This is a genomic window from Bartonella queenslandensis (assembly GCF_018155095.1).
GTDB lineage: Bacteria > Pseudomonadota > Alphaproteobacteria > Rhizobiales > Rhizobiaceae > Bartonella > Bartonella queenslandensis_B.
Map to the genome: position 1 here is coordinate 94,564 of NZ_NAAI01000007.1, position 23,110 is coordinate 117,673.

Sequence of the window (23,110 nt, forward strand, 5' to 3'; positions counted from 1 at the left end):
AATCAATAAGTTAAGTAAGTATGATAATTGGCAATATCACGAAAAAGTGGACTATCAATTTCAGAGGGTGGTAAAGTTTCTCCAGTAATCCATGTGAGTAAATCGCGATCATCAAAAGACATAATATACTCAAGTTCAGAAAGCTTTTTATCATTCATTCCAGCAATATGAGCATCGATATAACGTCCAAAAATGAGATCCATTTCACGAATACCGCGATGCCATGCACGAAAAATCAATCGGCGACGACGCACATCCAATTGATTTTTGTCGTTGACAAGAACTGTCATAAAAAGTCTCCTTAAATAAAGTAATATAAACTATTCAATTTATTGTATAAAATTTGTACCTTGCCTTTAAGGAAGTTCTATAATCTTTTGTTCTTTAAGTGTAATTCGACGATGCATTTGCTTCGCCAAAGCGTAATTATGTGTTGCAATAAGAGCAGAAAGACCAGACTGACGAACCAGAACAGATAAAGCTTGAAAGACATAAGCTGACGTTACGGGATCAAGATTTCCAGTAGGTTCATCGGCCAAAAGAACAGAAGGGCCGTTTGCTACTGCACGTGCAATAGCAACACGTTGTTGTTCTCCTCCCGATAACTCTGAGGGACGATGGTTAGCACGATGCGAAACACGCAAATACGTCAATAATTTACGTGCACGATCTTCTGCTATGGATTTTTTTAATCCTGCTATCATTTGCGGTATCATGACATTTTCTAAAGCCGTAAACTCTGGAAGTAAATGATGAAATTGATAAACAAAACCAATATCATTTCGTCTGATAGCTGTTCGCTCACTATCAGAGCGCTTTGCACAAGAAACACCTCGTAACAACACATCACCAGCTGTTGGTTTTTCCAATAATCCAGCAATATGAAGAAGTGTTGATTTTCCAGCACCAGATGGTGCAACAAGGGCGACAAGTTCTCCACGATTAAGGATAAAATTTGCTTTGTCTAAAACAACAAGCGGCTTATGACTCTCGAAAAAGCGTCTTTCAATCTCTACAAGCTCTAAAATGGCTGTCATTATTCATACCTCAAGGCTTGTACAGGATCTAACTTAGCAGCACGCCATGCTGGAATGAGAGCAGCAAGAAATGACAAGAATAAAGCCATTACAGCAACCAAAATGGTCTGTTTCCACTCAATTTGTGCAGGCAATTTTGTTAAAAAATAAAGTTGAGGATTAAAAACATCAACATTAAATAACCAAGATATAAAATCTTGAATATGATTAATATTTAGAGTCGCAATAATACCTAAAATTAAGCCCAATATTGTTCCAATAAAGCCAATCATCATTCCTGTGATGATAAATATACGCAAAATTGCACTCTGTTGGGCACCCATCGTACGTAAAATTGCAATATCATGGCTTTTATCTTTTACAAGCATAATAAGGCCTGAAATAATATTTAAAGCAGCAACAAGAACAATCAAAGAAAGAATGAAAAACATGACATTCCGTTCAATCTGTAAGGCTGAAAAAAAAGCCTGATTGCGTGTACGCCAATCAATTAAATAGACCTGTTGATCAACTGCTTTTTCTACAACGGGTTTTATTTGATCAACAGCATCAGGATCGTTTAGGAATAATTCTAAAGACTGGACTTTATCTCCCAAATTAAAAAACATTTGTGCTTCATGGAGAGGCATAAAAACAAAGATTGAATCATATTCAGACATACCAACTTCAAAAATAGCAACGACTTTATAAGCTTTTACACGTGGAGTAACGCCAAAAGGAGTTTCATCACCATCAGGGGTAATAATGCGAAGATCTCTCCCAACTGTAAGTCCCAATTTTTCTGCTAAGCCACTTCCAATTGCAACACCTTCTTCTTGATCAAACCGAGAAATCGATCCTAATTTAATGTTCTGAGAGACTGTTTTAAGTTTTTCTAAATCTTGTTTGCGCATACCACGAACTAAAGCGCCAGAACCACCTTGAACTTCACCTTGGACAAGCGCTTGACCTTCAATAACAGGCAAAGCAAACTTCACACCATTCGTAGATTCTAAGGAAGAAATAAGAGTTTTATAATCAGAAAAACCAGAATCAATTGTTTGAACAATAAGATGCCCATTCATACCAAGAATACGATTGAGAAGTTCTGTACGAAAGCCATTCATCACCGCCATAACAACAACCAGAGCGAACACGCCTAACATAATCCCAATAAGAGAAATAATTGCAATAACAGATGCAACGACATGTTTTTTATTGGGAATCATATAACGAAAAGCGATCATCCATTCATAAGACGAAAACCTTTTATTTTTCAGCCTCTTCATAATATTTCCTATTAAATTATAGAAAGTTGGCTGAGGACATCTTCAACCTTTAGAGATTTTTTTACACCTGTTTTTCGATCTTTAATTTCAACTTCATTTTGTGCTATACTGTTAGGACCGACAATAATTTGCGTTGGCAAGCCAATCAAATCCATCGTTGCAAATTTTGATCCAGGACGTTCATTTCTATCATCTAATAATGGATCAAAACCAGCCTCCTTTGATCCCTGATAAAGAAGCTCACATACCTGTGTACATTTTTCATCATCAGGCTTCATATTGATAATTCCAAAATCGAAAGGTGCCATCGACTTTGGCCAAATAATACCATTTTCATCATGAGAAGCCTCAATAGCAGCTGCAACAAGACGCGAGGGTCCAATACCATAAGATCCCATAGAGACCACATGCTCTTTTCCATCTTGTCCCATAACTTTTGCTCCCATTGGAGCAGAATATTTAGTACCAAAATGAAAAATATGTCCAACTTCAATACCACGCGCTGAAAGACGATTATTCTCAGAGATTTTAGCCCATTCTTCTTCATTATGCATTTCTTCTGTCGCCGCATAAAAAGATGTCCATTGTTTAACAATATCATCTAAAACAGTTTTATCACTAAAATCGATTGAACTATGGGGAACAGTAAGTTCAAGAAATTGTCTATCACAAAAGATAGCACTCTCTCCTGTTTCAGCTAAAATGATAAATTCATGACTTAGTTCCCCTCCAATGGGACCTGTATCAGCACGCATGGGAATGGCTTTTAGGCCAAGGCGAGAAAAAGTGCGTAAATAAGCTACAAACATACGGTTATAAGATGTTTTAGAGCCTTCATAATCAAGATCAAAAGAATAAGCATCTTTCATTAAAAATTCTCGTGCACGCATCACACCAAAACGTGGTCGAATTTCATCACGAAATTTCCATTGAATATGATATAAATTAAGTGGAAGGTCTTTATAAGAACGAACATAGGAGCGAAAAATATCTGTCACCATCTCTTCATTAGTCGGACCATAAAGTAAATCGCGCTTTTGACGATCTTTAATGCGGAGCATCTCTAAACCGTAATCATCATAACGACCGCTTTCACGCCAAAGATCAGCAGATTGAATTGTAGGCATCAATATTTCTATTGCACCAGCACGCTCTTGCTCTTCACGAATGATTCTACAAACTTTATCAAGAACTTTTTTTCCTAAAGGAAGCCAAGAATAAATTCCTGATGTTTGTTGTCGAATCATTCCAGCTCGCAACATGAAGCGATGAGAAATAATTTCTGCTTCTTTAGGATTCTCTTTTAAAAGTGGAAGGAAATATTGAGAAAGACGCATTGAAATAATGAACTCCTAATCAGATCTACCATTTTGGAAAAATTTAACACACCCTCTATTCATCTATAGCCGCATTATGAATACTTGCAAATATAACGATCTTATTGTTTTAAAATTTATTGTGCTCTACTCTCTATTATTTCCTATTGAGCAGTAAAATAAAAATGCTCTCCTACTTTTTAATAATGAATATGAAAATCCTTTATTTTGACCGATGTAAAAAAACTGTACAGAGAGGTTTTTTGTGCCAAATTTCATAAATAGCTGCTCTCACTGCACGTCGCACTGCCTCTCGAATAACTTCATTATTTTTCTGTTTCATGCGTGGGATATTATAAACTGTATTTTCCACAACTTCTAAAAGAATATCTTTCAATTTTTCTCCATCTCCATTACTCTCAGGAAGTCCCAATATGCTTAGATCAATATCATCTAATAATTCATGCTTGCTATTCATATGGAGAGAAACAGCAACATGACCAGCATAACCTAGTTTTTTACGTTCACGAATTCCTAGCTCATACTCATCTCCAAGAAGACAGCCATCCTTATAAATACGGCCAACAGGCACTTGATCAATAACTTCTACAGGCGCGGGTGCAAGACGCAGCATATTACCATTTCTGATATCTCTAACAATTTTAATACCTGCTTGACGTGCTAAAGCGGCTTGAGCAGTAAGATGTATTGCCTCACCATGAACAGGAACAAGGATGTGTGGTTTTATCCAATCATACATCTGTAAAAGCTCTGAACGACGGGGATGACCTGAAACATGAACAAGTGCATCTTCATTCGTAATGACTTTAATACCCAAATCGATGAAACGATTTTGTATCTCAAGAATCGCTTTTTCATTTCCTGGAATACTTCGTGATGAATAAATAACAGTATCACCAGTGGAAAGCGCAATATTCCTCATTCCCTCACGTGATAGTTTAGCCAAAGCAGCACATGGCTCACCTTGGCTCCCTGTGACAATTAAAACAAGCTCTTTTCGTGGGATATAACCATAATCATCTTCCGTTACAAATGGCGCTAACCCATTCATATAACCGAGTTCTTGTGCAACCATAATACTCCGCTTAAGGGAACGCCCAATGACAAGCACCTTACGCCCAACAGCTTCAGCGGCAAGAGCAATAGAACGTATCCGACCAATATTAGAAGCAAAAGTTGCTATCGCAACGCGCCCTTCAGCTTTCGAAATAATTTCTGAAAGACTCGTTTGAACCTGCTGCTCTGATGGAGATATACCATCCCGACACGCGTTTGTGGAATCACAAAGTAATGCTAAAATACCTTTATTGCCCAAAGCACGAAATCTTTTTTCATCCGTTACATCTCCAAATGAAGGCGTATGATCAATTTTCCAATCACCAGTATGGATCACAGTTCCCAAAGATGTTGTAATGGCTAAAGATACAGACTCTGGTATAGAATGATTAACAGCGATAGCCTCTATGGAAAAAGAACCAACCTGAAAACAATCCCCTGCTTGAAAAATATTGAATGACATTTTATGGGATTCAAAATCTGATTGTCTTTTACTTTCCAATAACCCAGCCGTGAAAGCTGTACAATAAATTGGAACTTGTAACTTTGGCCATAAATCAAAAACAGCCCCATAATGATCTTCATGAGCGTGTGTCAAAACAAGACCACGTATATTATGTTTTTCACTTTCTAAAAAACGAATATCAGGGAGAACAAGATCAACTCCTGGTAATTCAGAACCAGCAAAACTAACGCCCATATCAACAATCAGCCATTCACGAAGATTTTGAGAGCCAAATCCATAAGCAGCCAAATTCATCCCTATTTCACCTACGCCCCCAAGAGGTAAAAAAACGAATTCATTTTTATTGGTTGCAACCATAAACATCTCCCAAATCGTTAAGATAATCTGATGGCAAAATAATTCTTTTAATAACGACCTGCATTAACAGAAGCAGCTGAACCAAAATGAACATCTCCAGCTGTTATAATAGTTTTCTGATTATTTTTTTGTTTTATGATACAATTAAAATCACGATCAAGATCATCAAAAATACCCTCAATGATTTTTTCATCATTCATTACTTTGACATGTTTTCCAAGATGAGCAGAATATAAAAGCCATTTATTTCGGATTATCTCACATCCTTTCGATTGTTTCCAAAGAAGGTAATTTCTAGAAAAAGACTCCGTCAAAACCGTAAATAATTGTTCTGCTTCAATATGCAAACCAATATTCTGTAAGCTTGAAGTGGGATAGGATGCATCTTCATAATTATATTTCACATTTATTCCAATACCAATAACTAATGCATATTGTTGCGATGGCAATTTAAACATCTCAAGCAAAACTCCAGAGCTTTTTTCCCCTCTGAGCAAAATATCGTTTGGCCATTTTAAGCTCACAATATCGTTTATTTGTTTTTCATCTCTTATAAATTGTTTTATTGCTTCTACTACACTTACTCCAGCAACAAAACCAAGCTGAGCTGCAGTTTGAGGAACAATATCATCACTTAACAAAAGGCTAGAATAAAGGTTCCCTTTTGGACTAGACCAAGCCCTCCCCCTTCTCCCTTTTCCCTGTGATTGTTCTTGTGCAACAATCCAAAGATACCCTTGATGACCAGTTTGTGCTTTTCTCTGCGCAATAAGATTTGTGGAATCAACACTTTCGTACGATTCAACAGTGTATCCTTGTTTCTGCGCAAAAGCTGATAAAATGTAAACCATATTCATTGAAACAATGCGGCTGCTGCTTTTTCTGCTAATTCAGCGAACCAAACTCCAAAAAGCATATAAAATAAAATAAACAATGCAGAAAGACCGAGACAAAATTGAAGCTCATTCGATAAAGCAATAAAATGCGCTTTTGCATCATCAAACCACATAATTTTAATGACTCGTAAATAATAAAAAGCCCCAATGACAGATGCTATCATCCCAACGACTGCAAGTGGTGTAAGACCGGCATGAACAGCAGCAGAAAATGTATACCACTTTCCAAAAAAACCCGCCATAGGTGGTATACTGGCTAAAGAGAAAAGCTGTATTGTCATAACAATAGCCATAAACGGATTTGTTTTTGCTAATCCTGAAAGATCATAAATATTTTCAACATTGCCACTCCTCGTCCGCATTCCAAGAATAAAAGCAAATGCACCAAGAGTAGCGCCAAGATAAATAGTCATATAAAGAATAACACTTTTTATTCCTAACATATCTCCGGCCGATAAACCAACAAGTGCATAGCCCATATGGCTGATCGACGAATAAGCCATTAAGCGCTTAATATTATTTTGGCCAATTGCAGCAAACGCACCAAGTATCATTGATGCAAGTGCCATGAAGACCACAATTTGTTGCCATGCAGGCATCACGCTATCAACACGCCCTAGGGGAATAAAGGTCATCACAATAATACGGATGATTAAAGCCATCGCAGCAACTTTAGGCGCCCCAGCAAAAAAGGCTGTAATAGGTGTGGGGGCTCCTTCATAAACATCCGGTGTCCACATATGAAATGGAACAGCAGAAATTTTGAAAGCCAAACCGGCTAAAATAAAAACAATTGCAAAAATAACCCCTAATTGTAAGTTTTCACCTTTCAAAGCAAGAGCAATTTCGTGAAAACCAATTTGACCAGTAAAACCATAAAGCAAAGAAATACCATAAAGCAGCAATCCTGAAGATAATGCTCCTAAAACAAAATATTTTATACCAGCTTCAGAAGATTTTACATTATTACGATTAATCGCTGCTAAAACGTATAAGGCTAAAGATTGTAGTTCCAACCCCATATAAAGCGACAGCATATTCCCCGCTGAAATCATGAGCATCATCCCAAGAGTTGCTAAAAGAACAAGCACTGGAAATTCAAATATATTGAACTTTTGCGCATTGGCAAAACCAACAGATATGATAAGAGAAAAGAGTGCCCCAATGAGCATTAATATTTTCATATAATGACCGAAGGAATCAATAATGAGTGCATTGGTTTGAAATAAACCATTTTTCGGAAAAATTATGAGAATAACAATGGTTGCCACAAGAAGAGCCATGGCTAAACCTGTCACTGTTAAAGAAGCACGTGCACTGGAATAAACACCAATCATAAGTAACATGATCGCTCCTAGTGCAATTAAAATCTCCGGAAGAATTAAGACTAATTGTGTTATTATTTCACCTTGCATGAGAATTCTTCCCTTATCTAGTGTAGTTTATTGATGAGGGCTTCTACGGAAAACGCCGTCACTTTAAGTATAGGCGTTGGATAGATACCAAAGAATATTGTAAGAATAACCATCGGATAAAGAATAAACTTTTCCCTTGAAGAGAGATCTATAAGTACTTTTAAATTTTCTTTATCCAAGGAACCAAAAACCACACGCCGATAAAGATAAAGGGCATAAGCTGCTGACAAGATAACACCTGTTGTTGCTAAAACAACAATCAATTTATTCACTTGAAAAACACCTATTAAGGTTAAAAATTCGCCCAAAAATCCTGAAGTTCCAGGGAGTCCAACATTTGCCATAGTAAAAATCAAGAAAACAACAGCATATTTAGGCATATTATTCACTAAACCACCAAACGCTGAAATTTCACGCGTATGCAAGCGATCATAGATCACCCCAACACAAAGAAATAAAGCGGCGGAAACAATTCCGTGCGACAGCATCTGATAAATAGCCCCTTGTATCCCCTGTTCATTTGCAGCAAAAATACCCATCGTTACATATCCCATATGCGCTATTGAGGAATATGCAATAAGTTTTTTGATATCGCTTTGAACAAGTGCAACCAGTGATGTATAAATGATAGCGATTAGCGATAAGGTGAAAACAAAAGGCGCAAAATCTGCTGAAGCGATAGGAAACATAGGTAAAGAAAAACGAAGAAAACCATACCCACCTAATTTGAGTAAGACACCGGCTAAAATAACAGAACCTGCTGTAGGTGCTTCCACGTGCGCGTCAGGAAGCCAAGTATGAACTGGCCACATCGGCATTTTAACAGCAAAAGAAGCAAAAAAGGCAAGCCATAACCATATTTGCATATGAGCAGGAAATTGATAACTGAGTAAAGTTGGTATATCAAGTGTTCCTGCCTGCCAATACATAGACATAAGGGCAACCAGCATAAGAACTGAACCCAGTAAAGTATATAGGAAAAACTTGATACTTGCATAAACACGACGCGCTCCGCCCCACACCCCTATAATGATAAACATTGGAATGAGGCTGCCTTCAAAAAAAACATAAAATAATATTGCATCAAGAGAACAAAAAACTCCAATAATCGCAACTTCAAGAAGAAGAAAAGCAATCATATAAGCTTTTAATCTCTCTTGAACATTCTTCCAACTGGCTAAAATACAGAAAGGTAAAAGAAAAGCCGAGAGAACAACAAAAAGGACAGAAATACCATCAATCCCCATATGATAGCTAATACCATTCCCTAGCCAATTGAATTTTTCAACCATCTGAAAATTTGGATTAGTAGAATCAAAACCTATCCAAATAATTAAAGAAATGATAAAAACAAATATCGTCGTAAAAAATGCGACATTACGTATATTATGGCGCGCAGCTTCACTATCATCTTTGATAAACAAAATCAGAAGCACACCAACAAGCGGTAAAAATGTAACCGTAGAAAGAATAGGCCAATCAATCATTGGTTTACGCCCCCGATCATCATCCATGTAATAAGCAATACAATGCCTATAAGCATCGCAAATGCATAGTGATAAAGATAGCCTGTCTGTATCCGAACAACTCTATTTGTAATATCAATAACACGTGCCGCAATACCATTTGGACCTAGACCATCAATAATTTTACCGTCTCCTACTTTCCAAAGAAAAGAACCAATTCTAAAGGTAGGACGAACAAATAAAAAGTTATATAGTTGATCAAAATACCATTTTTGGTAAAGAAAGTGATACACTCCCGGCATAATACGAGCCATTCTCTTGGGAAAAGATGGAATAGAAATATAAAATAAATAGGCTAATATAAACCCGAGCACCATCGCTATAAAAGGTGACCATTTTACCCAATTAAAGACATGGTGAGCATCATGAAGAATATGATTATGGCTGCTTGTAAATAATGCTCCCTTCCAAAAAGCATCATAGAGGTCACCAAAAAAATAAGGTTGGAAAACAACACCAGCAAATATTGCTCCAAGAGATAAAATAAAAAGAGGGATCAACATCACTGGAGGCGATTCATGAACATGATGCATAACATCAACTGTTGCTCGTGGTTTTCCATGGAATGTCATAAAAATAAGCCGCCATGAATAAAAGCTTGTTAAAAATGCGGCAAAAACAAGAAGATAAAATGCATACCCTGAAGCAATATTATGGGATGCAAAAGAAGACTCTATAATCGCATCTTTTGAGAAAAAACCTGCAGTCCCGAAAAATGTTCCTGGAATTCCAACACCAGTCAAGGCGATAGTTCCTATCATCATCATCCAATAGGTGAATTTTATATGTTTGCGTAACCCGCCCATTTTTCGCATATCTTGTTCATCAGATACAGCATGAATGACGGAGCCTGCACCAAGAAACAATAAGGCTTTAAAAAAAGCATGCGTAAAAAGATGAAAAACAGCAGCTCCATATGCCCCAACACCTAATGCCACAAACATATAACCAAGTTGAGAACATGTAGAATAAGCAATAACACGCTTAATATCATTTTGCACTAATCCTACAGTTGCTGCAAAAAATGCTGTTGTTGCCCCAACAATAGTAATTACGGTCAAAGCAGTCGAAGAAAGTTCAAAAATCGGCGACATACGCGCAACCATAAAAACACCAGCCGTTACCATTGTTGCAGCATGAATAAGTGCGGATACAGGCGTAGGCCCCTCCATCGCATCAGGAAGCCAAGTATGTAAAAGAAACTGTGCTGATTTTCCCATCGCGCCAATAAATAACAAAAGACATGTAACAGTAATTGCTGTCTGAGAATCAAACTGCCAACCTAAAAATGTCATATTTTGTATAAAGCTATTGTCTGCAGCTTTTGCAAAAATGGAGGCAAAATCAACCGATTGGAATAAAACAAAAATACTAAATATTCCTAAGAGAAAACCAAAATCTCCAACACGATTGACGACAAAAGCTTTCATTGCAGCTTTATTCGCAGAATCACGCTGAAACCAAAATCCAATAAGCAAATAAGAAGCAAGTCCTACACCTTCCCAGCCAAAAAACATCTGAATCAAATTATTGGATGTCACCAACATAAGCATCATAAATGTAAACAAAGAAAGATAAGAAAAAAAACGTGATCTTGAAGGATCATGGTGCATATAACCAATTGAATAAATATGTACTAATGCCGAAACACTGTTTACAACAATAAGCATGACAGCAGTTAATGTATCAACATGTAAAGCCCAGTTAACGCTTAAATCACCAACGTCGAGCCACTGTAATACTAATACATCAATCGCTGAAGTATGACCAAGTGCAAGATTGAAAAATGCTATCCACGACAATATGGCAACAATCACCATAAAGCTACATGTTATCAACTCACTTGCACGATCTCCTATCGTTTTTCCACCTAGTGCAGCAATGAAAAAACCCAAAAGTGGAAGAAAGACAATCGTATAATACATCACTGGTTAGCCTTTCATTACGTTAACATCTTCAACTGCAATGGAACCACGATTACGGAAAAAAACGACAAGAATTGCTAAACCAATAGCAGCTTCAGCGGCTGCTACGGTTAAAACAAATAAAGCGAATATCTGACCAACGAGATCATGAAGAAATGCTGAAAATGCAACAAAATTAATATTAACTGAGAGTAATATAAGCTCAACGGACATCAAGATAATAATCACATTTTTTCTGTTGAGAAAAATTCCAGCAATACCAATTGTAAACATCAAAGCAGAAACAGTGAGATAATGCGTAATACCAATAGACATATCCATAGCCCCCCTTAAATACCTTGACCTGATTTAACTTGCTTGATTTCAATGGCACTTTCTACCGTTCTAGAAACTTGCTTCGCAATAGATTGTCGCTTTACGCCTGATTTATGACGAAGTGTTAAAACAATAGCACCAATCATTGCAACCAATAAAATTATCCCAGCAATTTGAAAATAAAAAACATAATCCGTATAGAGAACATCCCCTAATGCCTGTGTATTTGTTCGCTGCCCTAAGTCTGGCATTGGTTGCGTAACATGTGTCCTTAAGATTGGAGAAAAATAGCTACTTACAAAGACAATAATCAACTCTACAGCAATAATAACGCCAATAAAAGCGCCAATAGGCGCATATCGAAGAGTCCCACTTTTTAACTCAGCAAAATCAACATCCAGCATCATAACAACAAATAAAAATAAAACAGCGACAGCTCCAACATAAACAACAAGCAGAATAAGCCCCAAAAACTCTGCTCCTGCAAGCAAAAATAAAGCCGCTGCATTAAAAAATGCAAGGATTAAAAACAAAACAGAATGCACAGGATTGCGTGCTGTAATAACAATCACTGCACTTGTTAGCATAATAAAAGCAAACAAATAGAAAAATGCCGCCGCTAGATCTGTTAGCATAGGCTTCTCCTTAATTATCCAAACAATTGGTACAAACTTCGTACCAGATTACAATTTATCGGAAATTATCCGACACCTCATTTAACGACACACTTAACGATAAGGCGCATCCATCAATATATTTCGAGCAATTTCTCGCTCCCAACGATCTCCATTCATTAAAAGTTTTTCTTTATCATAATAGAGTTCTTCACGCGTTTCCGTTGCAAATTCGAAATTTGGACCTTCAACAATCGCTTCTACAGGACAAGCTTCTTGACAAAAACCGCAGTAAATACACTTAACCATATCAATATCATAACGAACAGTTCTGCGTGTACCATCATTACGTCGCGGACCCGCTTCGATTGTAATCGCTTGTGCAGGGCAAATTGCTTCACATAATTTACAGGCAATACACCGTTCTTCACCATTCGGATAGCGACGCAGTGCATGTTCACCACGAAAACGCTGAGATACAACCCCCTTTTCATAAGGATAATTGATCGTAGGCTTTGGTGAAAAAAATTGACGCATAGCTAAGAAAAAAGCACTCACAAATTCTAATAGAAGGAGTGACTTTGCCGCCTGAATAAAACCTGACATCATAAAATCTCCTCTTAAACAAAATTCGTAAATTTTAAAAAAGCCGCAGTTATCACAACCATCGCTAGCGAGAGAGGAAGAAAAACCTTCCAACCAAGCCGCATGAGCTGATCATAGCGATAGCGTGGAACAAATGCCTTAACCATAGCAAACCAAAAAAATACAAAACAAACCTTTAAAACAAACCAAATGATACCAGGAACCCAATTAAGCCACCAGACATCCAAGGGAGGAAGCCACCCCCCTAAAAACAGAATGGTTGTTAATGCGCACATCAAAACAATAGCAACATACTCACCAAGAAAGAAGAGCATGTAAGGCGTTGAAGAATATTCTACCATATGACCAGCAACAAGCTCAGACTCAGCTTCTACCAAATCAAAGGGAGGACGGTTTGTCTCTGCGAGCGCGGAAATAAAAAATATAATAAATATTGGAAAAAGAACAAACCAATTCCAATCGAGAAAACTATTAAAAGGAAGACCAAGAGCTGTACCAAGACCTTGACTTTGTTTAAGAACAATTGTTGTAAGATCCAACGAACCACTGATTAAAATAACGGTTACAAGTACAAAACCAATGGAAACTTCATAAGAAACCATCTGTGCTGCCGAACGCAGAGCGCCTAAGAAAGGATATTTTGAATTTGATGCCCATCCTCCCATAATAACACCATAAACTTCAAGAGATGAAATGGCTAAAATATAAAGCAAACCAACATTAATCTTCGCAACTTCCCAACCCTCACTGACAGGGATAACAGCCCAAGTTGATAAAGCAAGTGTTGCTGAAACAAAAGGAGCCAAAAGAAAAACCCCCTTATTGGCACCTGCTGGGATAATAGGTTCTTTCACAACAAATTTAATTAAATCTGCAAAAGACTGTAGCAATCCCCACGGACCAACAACATTGGGACCACGCCGCAATTGTACCGCAGCCCAAATCTTCCTATCTGCATAGAGAAGATAAGCAACTAAAACCAACAGAACGACCAAAAGAAGAAGTGTTTTTCCAACTATAATCAGTAATGGCAACAGCCAAGTCATAAAGAAATCATACATCATTATTCCTTTTCCTTTGCCCTTACTCTACAGCTTGCATCGTACGGCTTTTTGCAAGAGATGAACATTCAGCCATAACGGCAGAAGCACGTGCTATCGGATTTGTCAAATAAAAGTCTTTAACCATAGAAGTAAATGTTTGACTCTCTAGACAAACCACTTTTGAACCAAGCGCCTTAAGATCACTTATATCAGAAGGCATTATATCATCAACCGCATCAAGATGTGGATAATCATTAAACAAACATTGTCTTAATTGAGAGAGAGAATCAAAGGGGAGCCTTTGTCCTAAAACATCCGATAAGGCACGCAAAATAGCCCAATCTTCTTTTGCTTCACCTGGAGCAAAACCAGCCCGATTTGTCATTTGAACACGCCCTTCTGTATTCACATAAAGCCCTGATTTTTCAGTATAAGCCGATGCAGGCAAAATAACATCAGCGGCATGTGCACCATTATCGCCATGGCTACCAATATAAACTTTAAAAGCTTTGATATCGGCCAATTCCACTTCATCAGCACCAAGCAAAAATAAAACTTCACAAGTTTTAAGAATATTTGCAACCCCAAGCTTAGAAGTAAAGCCTATGTCTAACCCTCCAACGGTCGATGCTGCATTATGAAGAATCCCAAATCCATTCCATTCTTTACTAAGAGCACCGATATTATCCGCTAATTTAGCAAGATTTTTTAAAACAGATAATCCTTCATTTCCTGAAATAGCTCCCTCTCCGATAAGAATAAGAGGCCTCTTTGCTTCTTTTAAGACATTAAAAAAAGCATTCTCTCCACGAATAAGGGTATTTAATGCATCACTCCCAGCTCCAAGATAAGAATAAGGATAACGTAAATCGACTTCCTCTCCAATGAGCGCGATAGGAAAATTTCCCATTCGTTGGCGCTTTAAAATACGCGCATTTAAAACAGCAGCTTCATGGCGTGGATTAGAGCCCACAATAAGCAATGCGTCAGCTTGTTCAATCCCTGCAATTGTAGGATTAAAAATATAGCTCGAACGCCCAAACTCTGGTGATAAAGCAATTCCTTTTTGACGGCAATCAAAAAGCTTTGAACCCAACGAGATCAATAATGCTTTAAGGGCATACATTTCTTCAACAGAAGCAAGATCTCCAGCAATAGCTCCAATTCTTTCTGGCAAAATTTTAGAAACGACGGTTTTAATTTTTGTAAAAGCTTCTGCCCAACTGACAGGTTGAAGTCTCCCATCTTTACGGACATAGGGTCTATCAAGCCGCTGAGTCCGTAGTCCATCCCAAATAAAACGCGTTTTATCAGAGATCCATTCCTCATTTACATCTTCATTCGCACGCGGCATAATCCGCATAACTTCACGGCCGCGACTATCAATACGGATAGCACTACCGAGCGCATCCATCACATCAATCGATTCCGTTTTCACCAATTCCCACGGACGTGCATGAAATGCGTAAGGTTTTGAAGTTAAAGCTCCCACTGGACAAAGATCAATAACATTTCCCTGTAATTCAGATGTCATAGCTTTTTCAAGATATGTCGTAATTTCAGCATCTTCACCACGACCGATCAAACCAAGCTCAGAAATACCTGCAACTTCCGTTGTAAAACGGACACACCGTGTGCAATGAATACACCGTGTCATAACAGTTTTGACAAGAGGCCCAATATATTTATCTTCTACAGCACGTTTATTTTCTGTATAACGAGAACAATCGCGCCCATAAAACATTGCTTGATCTTGAAGATCACATTCTCCTCCTTGATCGCACACTGGACAATCCAAAGGATGATTAATGAGAAGAAATTCCATAACACCTTCACGTGCTTTTTTTACCATCGGCGTATTGGTAAAAATTTCTGGCGTTTCACCGTTAGGACCTAATCGTAAATCACGAACCCCCATCGCACAAGAAGCCTGAGGTTTTGGAGGACCACCCTTAACCTCAACCAAACACATGCGACAATTTCCAGCAATTGATAAAGATTCATGAAAACAAAAACGTGGAATTTCTGCCCCAGCCGCCTCAGCAGCCTGAAGCAACGTGTAGTAATCAGGGACTTCAATCTCTTTGCCATCAACTTTGATATTTATCATCACCCATCCAACCTGCGGATAATCCACTTAAAATTTGCATTCGGTTGCTCTTTAAAAAAATCTTCTATCCTACTGCTTCTAAAGCAATATTTTTCCTTTGCACGACATTTCGCGTGTATTCATCAATTCTACGCTCGATTTCCGGACGGAAATTACGGATTAACCCTTGTACAGGCCATGCTGCAGCATCGCCAAGTGCACAAATAGTGTGTCCTTCCACCTGTTTAGAAACCTCAAACAAAAGATCAATTTCACGCTTTTGCGCTCTTCCCTCAACCATACGTCCTAAAAGGCGCATCATCCAACCCGTGCCTTCACGGCATGGTGTACACTGACCACAACTCTCATGTTTAAAAAAAGCCGATATCCGCCAAATCGCCTTGATAATATCGGTTGATTTATCCATCACAATCACACCACCTGTACCAAAAGAAGATCCGACATCGCGCATCCCATCAAAATCCATGATTGCATCCACCATATCTTCACCGCGAACAACCGGACAAGAAGCACCACCTGGAATAACAGCTAAAAGATTATTCCATCCGCCACGAATCCCCCCTGTATGTTTTTCAATCAATTCACGGAAAGAAACACCAAGAGCTTCTTCAAAGGTACAAGGGGCATTCACATGTCCAGAAACCATAAATAATTTTGTTCCGACATTATTTGTTCGCCCAATCGACGAAAACCATGAAGCGCCTCGACGTAAAATCGTTGGAACAACAGCTATCGATTCAACATTGTTGACTGTTGTTGGACAGCCATAAATCCCCATATTTGCAGGAAATGGTGGTTTGAGACGAGGTTGCCCTTTTTTCCCTTCAAGACTTTCGAGAAGCGCTGTCTCTTCACCACAAATATAAGCACCAGCTCCATGATGAATAATAATATCACAAGCATGACCATATTTTGTTTTTTTGCCAAGCAAACCTGCTTCATAACATTCATCCACAGCCACCTGAAGTGCTTCACGCTCACGAATATATTCACCACGAATATAAATAAAAGCAACATTCGCTCCCATTGCAAAAGTAGCAATCGCACATCCTTCAATCAAAGTATGAGGGTCATGCCGTAAAATATCGCGGTCTTTACATGTCCCAGGCTCAGATTCATCAGCGTTAACAACCAAATAATGAGGACGACCATCATTCTGCTTTGGCATAAAGGACCATTTCATTCCAGTAGGAAAACCAGCACCACCACGACCACGTAAACCTGAGGCCTTCACCTCATCAATGATCCAGTCACGCCCCTTATCAATAATCTCCTTCAGACCATTCCAATGCCCACGCAACATCGCAGCCTTTAATGACTTATCTTTTAAACCATAAATATTGGTGAAGATACGGTCTTTATCAGTTAGCATACCCCACCTTTTTCTCTCTTACCCGTAGCATTTTTAGCTTTTCCTCAAATGCAATTTTAAAAAACTTCTTAAAACTTTCTGCTTTTAATTAAATGTCCTTATAATATGGATAAAATAATGAAATATCTTTTCAAAAAAAAATATTTAACTAAGATTCCATTCCCGTATGATCCTTTTTCTTTGAAGATGTGGGAGATTTCCTTTTTTCTTCATCCTCAAGAAGAGATGTTAAACCACTAATCGGCTCCGACGATTGACGACTGTTTTGTGGGCCAACCGCTATCTCAGAACCCTTTCCTTCCTCAAATGCATCAATAATTTCTTCAAGACGTTCAGCTGTGAGATCTTCATAAGTATCTTTAAAAATCATGACCATAGGAGCATTAACACAAGCGCCAAGACACTCCACCTCTTCCCATGATAATGTTCCATCCTGATTTGTCGTAAAAGGTTCATGATGAATTTTTTTCTGACACACTTTAATCAATTCATCAGAACCACGTAACATACAAGGAGTCGTCCCACATACTTGAATATGCGCCTTTGTTCCTACAGGCTTAAGCTGAAACTGAGTATAAAAAGTAGCAACCTCTAAGACACGAATATACGCCATAGAAAGAATTTGAGCGATATGCTCAATTGCTGCACGCGTCACCCAACCATCTTGCTCTTGTGCACGCATTAATAACGGAATAACAGCCGATTGTTCACGCCCTACAGGATACTTTTCTATAGTCCTCTTCACCCATATCTGATTTTCCTTTGTAAAAGAAAACTCTGCGGGCTGATAGACATCATCTGCAAGACGGCGTACGGTCATTAGCGATCAACCTCCCCAAAAACAATATCAATCGAACCCAAAATAGCGGTAGCATCCGCCAACATATGGCCTCGGGTTAAAAAATCCATAGCTTGGAGATGAGCAAACCCTGGGGCACGTAGCTTAACACGATAAGGCTTATTGCTTCCATCAGAAACAAGATAAACACCAAACTCACCCTTTGGTGCTTCTACTGCAACATATACTTCTCCAGGAGGCGTATGAAAACCTTCTGTATAGAGTTTAAAGTGATGAATCAGCGCTTCCATCGAGCTTTTCATCTCAGACCGCTTTGGTGGTACAATTTTGCGATCCAAACTCGAAACTGGTCCATTCTTTTCACTACCAAGTAATCGTTCGACACATTGACGCATAATTTTTGCAGATTGACGCATTTCTTCCATACGAATAAGATAGCGATCATAACAATCACTATTTTTACCTATAGGAATATCAAATTCCATTTCATCGTAACATTCATAAGGTTGACTTTTACGCAAATCCCACGGCACACCAGCACCACGAATCATAATCCCAGAAAAACCACGTGCCCAAGCTTCATCAATACTGACAACACCGATATCTACATTACGCTGCTTAAAAATCCGATTTGGTGTTACAAGCGCATCAAGTTTTTCAAGAGAAACAAGAAACGGATCAATAAAATTACCAATGTCCTCAACTAAAGATTCCGGTAAGTCTTGATGCACACCACCGGGACGAAAATAATTGGCATGAAGACGAGCACCACAGGCTCGCTCATAAAAAATCATCAATCTTTCACGTTGCTCAAACCCCCAAAGCGGTGGAGTCAAAGCACCAACATCCATCGCCTGTGTCGTTACATTAAGCAAATGATTAAGAATACGCCCAATTTCAGAAAATAAAACACGTATCAACTGTCCTCTTTTAGGAACTTTAATATCCAATAACTTTTCAATCGCAAGAACAAAAGCATGTTCCTGATTCATAGGAGCAACATAATCTAAACGATCAAGATAGGGACCTGCCTGAAGATAAGTCTTTGTCTCCATTAATTTTTCTGTGCCGCGATGTAATAACCCAATATGTGGATCTACTCGCTCAACAACTTCACCGTCCAACTCCAGAACCATACGCAAAACGCCATGCGCCGCGGGATGCTGCGGACCAAAATTGATATTAAAGTTTCGAACATTGACCTCAGCCACAACCAACCCCTTGCTTTTTAAAAAACTTCATATCAAATATTAAAAAATATCTATCATACGAAAAACATTTAATTATTTAAGAAACACACGACTCTAATATAACGCCCTACCAAAACCAATCTTATTTTTTTTCATCTTCTTTTCCATCACAAGGTAAAACATATTGTCCTCCTTCCCAAGGAGAAAGAAAATCAAAATTGCGCATTTCTTGGCGCAAAACGACGGGCTCATAAATCACCCTTTTTGCTTCATTATCATAACGGCATTCAACAAATCCTGTCACAGGAAAGTCTTTACGTAAAGGATACCCTTCAAACCCATAATCTGTTAAAATTCGTCTCAAATCCGGATGACCTGAAAATAAAATTCCATACATATCATAGGTTTCACGTTCATACCACTCTGCACCAGGATAAACCGCACAAGCTGAAGCAACAGGAGTATTCTCATCCGTACGAACTTTGACACGTAAGCGTAAATTCTCACGAGGAGATAATAATTGGTAAGAGACATCAAAACGCTTATCGCGAGAAGGATAATCCACACCACTAATATCTGTAAGATTAATAAATTGACAGCGAGAATCATCACGAACAAACATTAAAACATCGATAATTGCATCAAGACGCACCACAATGGTTAATTCACCAAAAGCAAAAATGGTCTCTTCAAGCTTGTTTCCTAACTTGTTTTTCAAATAAGCAGCAAGTTCAACCAGTGATTCATCCATCATGATACGAAAACTCTCTATCGCTCTATGGACCCGGTACGACGGATTTTTTTCTGTAACAACAATATGCCGTATAATAATGCCTCTGCTGTAGGCGGGCACCCTGGAACATATATATCAACAGGCACGATACGATCACATCCACGTACCACTGAATAGGAATAATGATAATACCCCCCACCGTTTGCACATGATCCCATAGAAATCACATAACGCGGCTCTGGCATCTGATCATACACTTTTCTCAAAGCAGGTGCCATCTTATTTGTTAGAGTACCTGCTACCACCATCACATCTGACTGACGGGGTGAAGCTCGTGGTGCATATCCAAAACGCTCATTATCATAATGAGGCATTGAGCATTGCATCATTTCAATAGCACAACAAGCCAAACCAAAACTCATCCACATTAAAGAACCAGTACGAGCCCAAGTAATCAAGGCATCTGCTGAAGTAACTAAAAATCCCTTATCTGATAATTCAGCATTAATATCACGAAAAAATTTATCATTTGATCCTATCAGTTCACCAGTATTAGGATCAATGATTCCTTTTGGTTTCGGAGCTGTAATCGTTGAATTATTAGATCTTAATTCCATTCAAGAGCTCCTTTTTTCCATTCATATATAAATCCAATAGTCAAAATCGCTAAAAATACAATCATCGACCAAAAACCAAACATACCTATCGATTTGAATGAAACAGCCCAAGGAAAAAGAAAAGCAACTTCAAGATCAAAAATAATAAACAAAATTGAAACCAAATAGAAACGAATATCAAACTTCATGCGTGCATCACTAAATGAATTAAACCCACATTCATAAGCCGATAACTTTTCAGGATCTGGTGAACGATACGCCACAATGTAAGGTGTAATCAACAAAACCCCAGCAATAATCGCTGACACAACAATAAAAATCAAGACCGGCAAATAAGAGCTCAATAAATAAGCCATAACCCTCTTCCATCATAATGAAATGCCTGAGTTTAACACAACGACTCGATATTGCGAGATCAAACAGACAAATTTAATAATCGCTCTATTAACTCCACTCATACTGCTTGAAACGTATACAGAGCGATACTTTTCTTATTGGCATAGGTAACGCAGAGCAATGAAAGACGCAAGCCCTATTCTTATAAACCACGTAAAAAGGAAGAAAAAAACACCTCCCCCTATAATTAGACACTCCACCCCCTCGTTCAAAGCGCACGAATATCTTAAAGAGAAATTCCATAAGAAAACAAAAATGGCGCGAGTGACGGGGCTCGAACCCGCGACCTCCGGCGTGACAGGCCAGCACTCTAACCAACTGAGCTACACCCGCGCACTTTTTTGAACCAATTTACTTTGGTACAAGCGGTCGTGTAAGAGGTTCGTTCGTTTATGTCAAGAAGGATTATGCATTTTTTAAAAAAATTATCAAACAGCATCTTTATTCTTGCGTTTAGAAAAATTTTTCCTTAAGAGGGGTCTCGCCTAGTTACTAGTCATTGCATGGGGCGATTAGCTCAGCTGGTAGAGCGCCTCGTTTACACCGAGGATGTCGGGAGTTCGAGTCTCTCATCGCCCACCATAAAATTTCATATCAATAATAACTTATTGATTTTATACATACTCGTGAGTGGGAAGCTTTTGAAGCCTGTATGTTCAAGCTTATGCTTTTTGCTTATGCGCAATTAACATTTTGAAGTTCTATCTTTGAAAAACTATGCTATATCTTAACAAACATTCTAGTGTCCTTACCTTTATATCATTAAAAAATTAAAACTTTCATTATGAAAGTGTTGATTCTTTCATAAAAGGACTTCTCTCTATTGATCTAAGTGTATCGCTCAATAAGCTTTTTCTTCTCTTAAAATAAACTTTTTGCTAATCTTACAGCAAAAAGCGTTATAAATATATCCAATTTTCAGTTATGCTTGGGCTTGGAAAAAGTTTTACATTGTTGATGCAAATCTTGCGTAAAATTTTACTCAAATAGTGTAAGAACTAAAAAAATCACTATTAATCAATAAAAAAATTGCCGTGATTCTAGCTGAATTTTTCAGTTTTTTCTCTATGAGAGTAAAGCAGCTATTTTTTTCAAGCTATTCTTTAACTGTACGAGATATCTAAATATTTTTATTAAAAAATTAAAATCTTTTAAAGGGTTTTCTTATTAAATCATACTTATTTAAAATCAATGCAAGCTTACCTTGAATAATATGTTGTTCTTAGAATTGATCTCTCATAAACAGTCAGAGCAATAACATTTTCTTTTCGCAAAATATGAACAAACTAAATGAAATAACTGGAAAGGTAAAATAATTCAAAAATATACGTTCGCAAAGAGTTTAATATAATTTATCAAACATCTCTAACTGAACATATCTTATCATTATGAAATTGATTGTCAGAAATTTTAAAAATATCGCTTTATAAAAAACTTTTAGACAAGAAAATGAATTGATAAACATCATTTTTGATTTTCATTTTTCAGAAAGAGTTATTATGTTTAAAAGTAAAAATATTAGCTAACACACTCGAAGAATTGACTTATGAGGAATTATTTTGCTTGAAACTTAAATAATTTTACAAAAAACGCTTTAGAATGCGTATTAAAATGATTGACCTTTTGCAAGAAGTTTGTCAAAAAGCATATCTCATTTGGAGGGGTGGCCGAGCGGTTTAAGGCACCGGTCTTGAAAACCGGCGTGCAGGAGACTGTACCGTGGGTTCGAATCCCACCCCCTCCGCCACAGCACTTTTATCATGCTATAACTGTAGCTTGTCATCAGGTTTTGCATAATTTGACAGCAGGTTTTGCATCAATTTATTTTTTTTCGAAGGGTTTTTAAGGGGTTCTCAAAGGGTCTTCAAAGGTTGTTTAAAGCCTCTTTAATGAGTCTTTATTTTTCTCTCTTATAAGGTCGCAATTTTTGATGATGAGTTCTTGAGCTGGAATCATATTATTTGAGAAGCAGCGTATATAAGATGTGTTCACCTCTTTGAGCATAAATTGACTAATAGTTTTTCCGTATCCT

General features: G+C 37.8%; 20 protein-coding genes and 3 tRNA genes. 2 read left to right on the plus strand and 21 right to left on the minus strand.

Annotated features, from left to right (window positions below; all coding sequences use genetic code 11):
* Nucleotides 1–2: 2 nt before the first annotated feature.
* From B5V81_RS06200 to B5V81_RS06300, 21 genes are all read right to left on the minus strand, one after another.
* Complete coding sequence (locus tag B5V81_RS06200) at nt 3–290, minus strand: FAD assembly factor SdhE (protein WP_212112694.1); 288 nt, start codon at nt 288–290, stop codon at nt 3–5.
* A gap of 66 nt (nt 291–356) precedes the next feature.
* Nucleotides 357–1,037 (minus strand): ABC transporter ATP-binding protein, encoded by a 681-nt coding sequence (locus tag B5V81_RS06205; protein ID WP_212112695.1) that lies wholly within the window; start codon nt 1,035–1,037, stop codon nt 357–359.
* Nucleotides 1,037–2,305, minus strand: coding sequence for a lipoprotein-releasing ABC transporter permease subunit (locus B5V81_RS06210; RefSeq protein WP_212112696.1), 1,269 nt, complete (start codon nt 2,303–2,305; stop codon nt 1,037–1,039). Before B5V81_RS06210 ends, B5V81_RS06205 begins: the two co-directional genes overlap by 1 nt.
* Nucleotides 2,306–2,316: 11 nt before the next feature.
* Complete coding sequence (proS, locus tag B5V81_RS06215) at nt 2,317–3,642, minus strand: proline--tRNA ligase (protein WP_212112697.1); 1,326 nt, start codon at nt 3,640–3,642, stop codon at nt 2,317–2,319.
* 202 nt (nt 3,643–3,844) lie between these two features.
* Entirely contained in the window at nt 3,845–5,521 is a 1,677-nt protein-coding gene (locus B5V81_RS06220) for a ribonuclease J (RefSeq protein WP_212112698.1), read from the minus strand.
* A gap of 47 nt (nt 5,522–5,568) precedes the next feature.
* Entirely contained in the window at nt 5,569–6,378 is an 810-nt protein-coding gene (locus B5V81_RS06225) for a biotin--[acetyl-CoA-carboxylase] ligase (RefSeq protein WP_212112699.1), read from the minus strand.
* Entirely contained in the window at nt 6,375–7,832 is a 1,458-nt protein-coding gene (gene nuoN / locus B5V81_RS06230) for an NADH-quinone oxidoreductase subunit NuoN (RefSeq protein WP_212112700.1), read from the minus strand. Before nuoN ends, B5V81_RS06225 begins: the two co-directional genes overlap by 4 nt.
* 17 nt (nt 7,833–7,849) lie before the next feature.
* A complete protein-coding gene (locus tag B5V81_RS06235) occupies nt 7,850–9,319 on the minus strand; it encodes an NADH-quinone oxidoreductase subunit M (protein WP_212112710.1) in 1,470 nt (489 codons plus the stop codon).
* On the minus strand, nt 9,316–11,283 hold the full coding sequence (gene nuoL, locus B5V81_RS06240) for an NADH-quinone oxidoreductase subunit L (protein WP_212112701.1): 1,968 nt from the start codon (nt 11,281–11,283) through the stop codon (nt 9,316–9,318). Before nuoL ends, B5V81_RS06235 begins: the two co-directional genes overlap by 4 nt.
* 6 nt (nt 11,284–11,289) lie before the next feature.
* Nucleotides 11,290–11,598, minus strand: a complete 309-nt coding sequence (nuoK, locus tag B5V81_RS06245; protein WP_212112702.1) for an NADH-quinone oxidoreductase subunit NuoK — start codon at nt 11,596–11,598, stop codon at nt 11,290–11,292.
* Between the two features lie 14 nt (nt 11,599–11,612).
* The gene (locus tag B5V81_RS06250; protein ID WP_212112703.1) at nt 11,613–12,233 is read right to left on the minus strand and encodes an NADH-quinone oxidoreductase subunit J; all 621 of its coding nucleotides are present in this window, start codon (nt 12,231–12,233) and stop codon (nt 11,613–11,615) included.
* Nucleotides 12,234–12,326: 93 nt separating this feature from the next.
* Entirely contained in the window at nt 12,327–12,818 is a 492-nt protein-coding gene (gene nuoI / locus B5V81_RS06255) for an NADH-quinone oxidoreductase subunit NuoI (protein WP_212112704.1), read from the minus strand.
* Between the two features lie 14 nt (nt 12,819–12,832).
* Nucleotides 12,833–13,879, minus strand: coding sequence for an NADH-quinone oxidoreductase subunit NuoH (gene nuoH / locus B5V81_RS06260; RefSeq protein ID WP_212112711.1), 1,047 nt, complete (start codon nt 13,877–13,879; stop codon nt 12,833–12,835).
* 22 nt (nt 13,880–13,901) lie between these two features.
* Nucleotides 13,902–15,971, minus strand: coding sequence for an NADH-quinone oxidoreductase subunit NuoG (gene nuoG, locus B5V81_RS06265; protein ID WP_212112712.1), 2,070 nt, complete (start codon nt 15,969–15,971; stop codon nt 13,902–13,904).
* 64 nt (nt 15,972–16,035) lie between these two features.
* Nucleotides 16,036–17,343: an NADH-quinone oxidoreductase subunit NuoF gene (gene nuoF / locus B5V81_RS06270; protein WP_212112705.1), complete on the minus strand. Its 1,308-nt coding sequence runs from the start codon at nt 17,341–17,343 to the stop codon at nt 16,036–16,038.
* A 148-nt stretch (nt 17,344–17,491) separates the two neighbouring features.
* The gene (gene nuoE / locus B5V81_RS06275) at nt 17,492–18,163 is read right to left on the minus strand and encodes an NADH-quinone oxidoreductase subunit NuoE (protein WP_212112706.1); all 672 of its coding nucleotides are present in this window, start codon (nt 18,161–18,163) and stop codon (nt 17,492–17,494) included.
* The gene (locus tag B5V81_RS06280; protein ID WP_212112707.1) at nt 18,163–19,353 is read right to left on the minus strand and encodes an NADH-quinone oxidoreductase subunit D; all 1,191 of its coding nucleotides are present in this window, start codon (nt 19,351–19,353) and stop codon (nt 18,163–18,165) included. Before B5V81_RS06280 ends, nuoE begins: the two co-directional genes overlap by 1 nt.
* A gap of 121 nt (nt 19,354–19,474) precedes the next feature.
* Nucleotides 19,475–20,083: an NADH-quinone oxidoreductase subunit C gene (locus B5V81_RS06285; protein WP_212112713.1), complete on the minus strand. Its 609-nt coding sequence runs from the start codon at nt 20,081–20,083 to the stop codon at nt 19,475–19,477.
* Between the two features lie 17 nt (nt 20,084–20,100).
* A complete protein-coding gene (locus B5V81_RS06290) occupies nt 20,101–20,682 on the minus strand; it encodes a NuoB/complex I 20 kDa subunit family protein (protein ID WP_212112708.1) in 582 nt (193 codons plus the stop codon).
* Complete coding sequence (locus tag B5V81_RS06295; protein WP_212112709.1) at nt 20,673–21,038, minus strand: NADH-quinone oxidoreductase subunit A; 366 nt, start codon at nt 21,036–21,038, stop codon at nt 20,673–20,675. Before B5V81_RS06295 ends, B5V81_RS06290 begins: the two co-directional genes overlap by 10 nt.
* A gap of 296 nt (nt 21,039–21,334) precedes the next feature.
* Nucleotides 21,335–21,411: transfer RNA gene (locus B5V81_RS06300), tRNA-Asp, on the minus strand.
* 173 nt (nt 21,412–21,584) lie between these two features.
* On the opposite strand from B5V81_RS06300, the gene B5V81_RS06305 reads away from it, so the two are divergent.
* A tRNA-Val gene (locus B5V81_RS06305) sits at nt 21,585–21,660 on the plus strand.
* Nucleotides 21,661–22,735: 1,075 nt separating this feature from the next.
* Nucleotides 22,736–22,825 (plus strand) — tRNA-Ser (locus tag B5V81_RS06310).
* The last annotated feature ends 285 nt before the right edge of the window (nt 22,826–23,110 follow it).

What these genes read in the sequence shown, in the direction of transcription:
- B5V81_RS06200 (WP_212112694.1), bottom strand. Translation starts at nt 290, where the DNA reads ATGACAGTTCTTGTCAACGACAAAAATCAATTGGATGTGCGTCGTCGC.
- B5V81_RS06205 (WP_212112695.1), bottom strand. Translation starts at nt 1,037, where the DNA reads ATGACAGCCATTTTAGAGCTTGTAGAGATTGAAAGACGCTTTTTCGAG.
- B5V81_RS06210 (WP_212112696.1), bottom strand. Translation starts at nt 2,305, where the DNA reads ATGAAGAGGCTGAAAAATAAAAGGTTTTCGTCTTATGAATGGATGATC.
- proS (WP_212112697.1), bottom strand. Translation starts at nt 3,642, where the DNA reads ATGCGTCTTTCTCAATATTTCCTTCCACTTTTAAAAGAGAATCCTAAA.
- B5V81_RS06220 (WP_212112698.1), bottom strand. Translation starts at nt 5,521, where the DNA reads ATGGTTGCAACCAATAAAAATGAATTCGTTTTTTTACCTCTTGGGGGC.
- B5V81_RS06225 (WP_212112699.1), bottom strand. Translation starts at nt 6,378, where the DNA reads ATGAATATGGTTTACATTTTATCAGCTTTTGCGCAGAAACAAGGATAC.
- nuoN (WP_212112700.1), bottom strand. Translation starts at nt 7,832, where the DNA reads ATGCAAGGTGAAATAATAACACAATTAGTCTTAATTCTTCCGGAGATT.
- B5V81_RS06235 (WP_212112710.1), bottom strand. Translation starts at nt 9,319, where the DNA reads ATGATTGATTGGCCTATTCTTTCTACGGTTACATTTTTACCGCTTGTT.
- nuoL (WP_212112701.1), bottom strand. Translation starts at nt 11,283, where the DNA reads ATGTATTATACGATTGTCTTTCTTCCACTTTTGGGTTTTTTCATTGCT.
- nuoK (WP_212112702.1), bottom strand. Translation starts at nt 11,598, where the DNA reads ATGTCTATTGGTATTACGCATTATCTCACTGTTTCTGCTTTGATGTTT.
- B5V81_RS06250 (WP_212112703.1), bottom strand. Translation starts at nt 12,233, where the DNA reads ATGCTAACAGATCTAGCGGCGGCATTTTTCTATTTGTTTGCTTTTATT.
- nuoI (WP_212112704.1), bottom strand. Translation starts at nt 12,818, where the DNA reads ATGTCAGGTTTTATTCAGGCGGCAAAGTCACTCCTTCTATTAGAATTT.
- nuoH (WP_212112711.1), bottom strand. Translation starts at nt 13,879, where the DNA reads ATGTATGATTTCTTTATGACTTGGCTGTTGCCATTACTGATTATAGTT.
- nuoG (WP_212112712.1), bottom strand. Translation starts at nt 15,971, where the DNA reads ATGATAAATATCAAAGTTGATGGCAAAGAGATTGAAGTCCCTGATTAC.
- nuoF (WP_212112705.1), bottom strand. Translation starts at nt 17,343, where the DNA reads ATGCTAACTGATAAAGACCGTATCTTCACCAATATTTATGGTTTAAAA.
- nuoE (WP_212112706.1), bottom strand. Translation starts at nt 18,163, where the DNA reads ATGACCGTACGCCGTCTTGCAGATGATGTCTATCAGCCCGCAGAGTTT.
- B5V81_RS06285 (WP_212112713.1), bottom strand. Translation starts at nt 20,083, where the DNA reads ATGGATGAATCACTGGTTGAACTTGCTGCTTATTTGAAAAACAAGTTA.
- B5V81_RS06290 (WP_212112708.1), bottom strand. Translation starts at nt 20,682, where the DNA reads ATGGAATTAAGATCTAATAATTCAACGATTACAGCTCCGAAACCAAAA.
- B5V81_RS06295 (WP_212112709.1), bottom strand. Translation starts at nt 21,038, where the DNA reads ATGGCTTATTTATTGAGCTCTTATTTGCCGGTCTTGATTTTTATTGTT.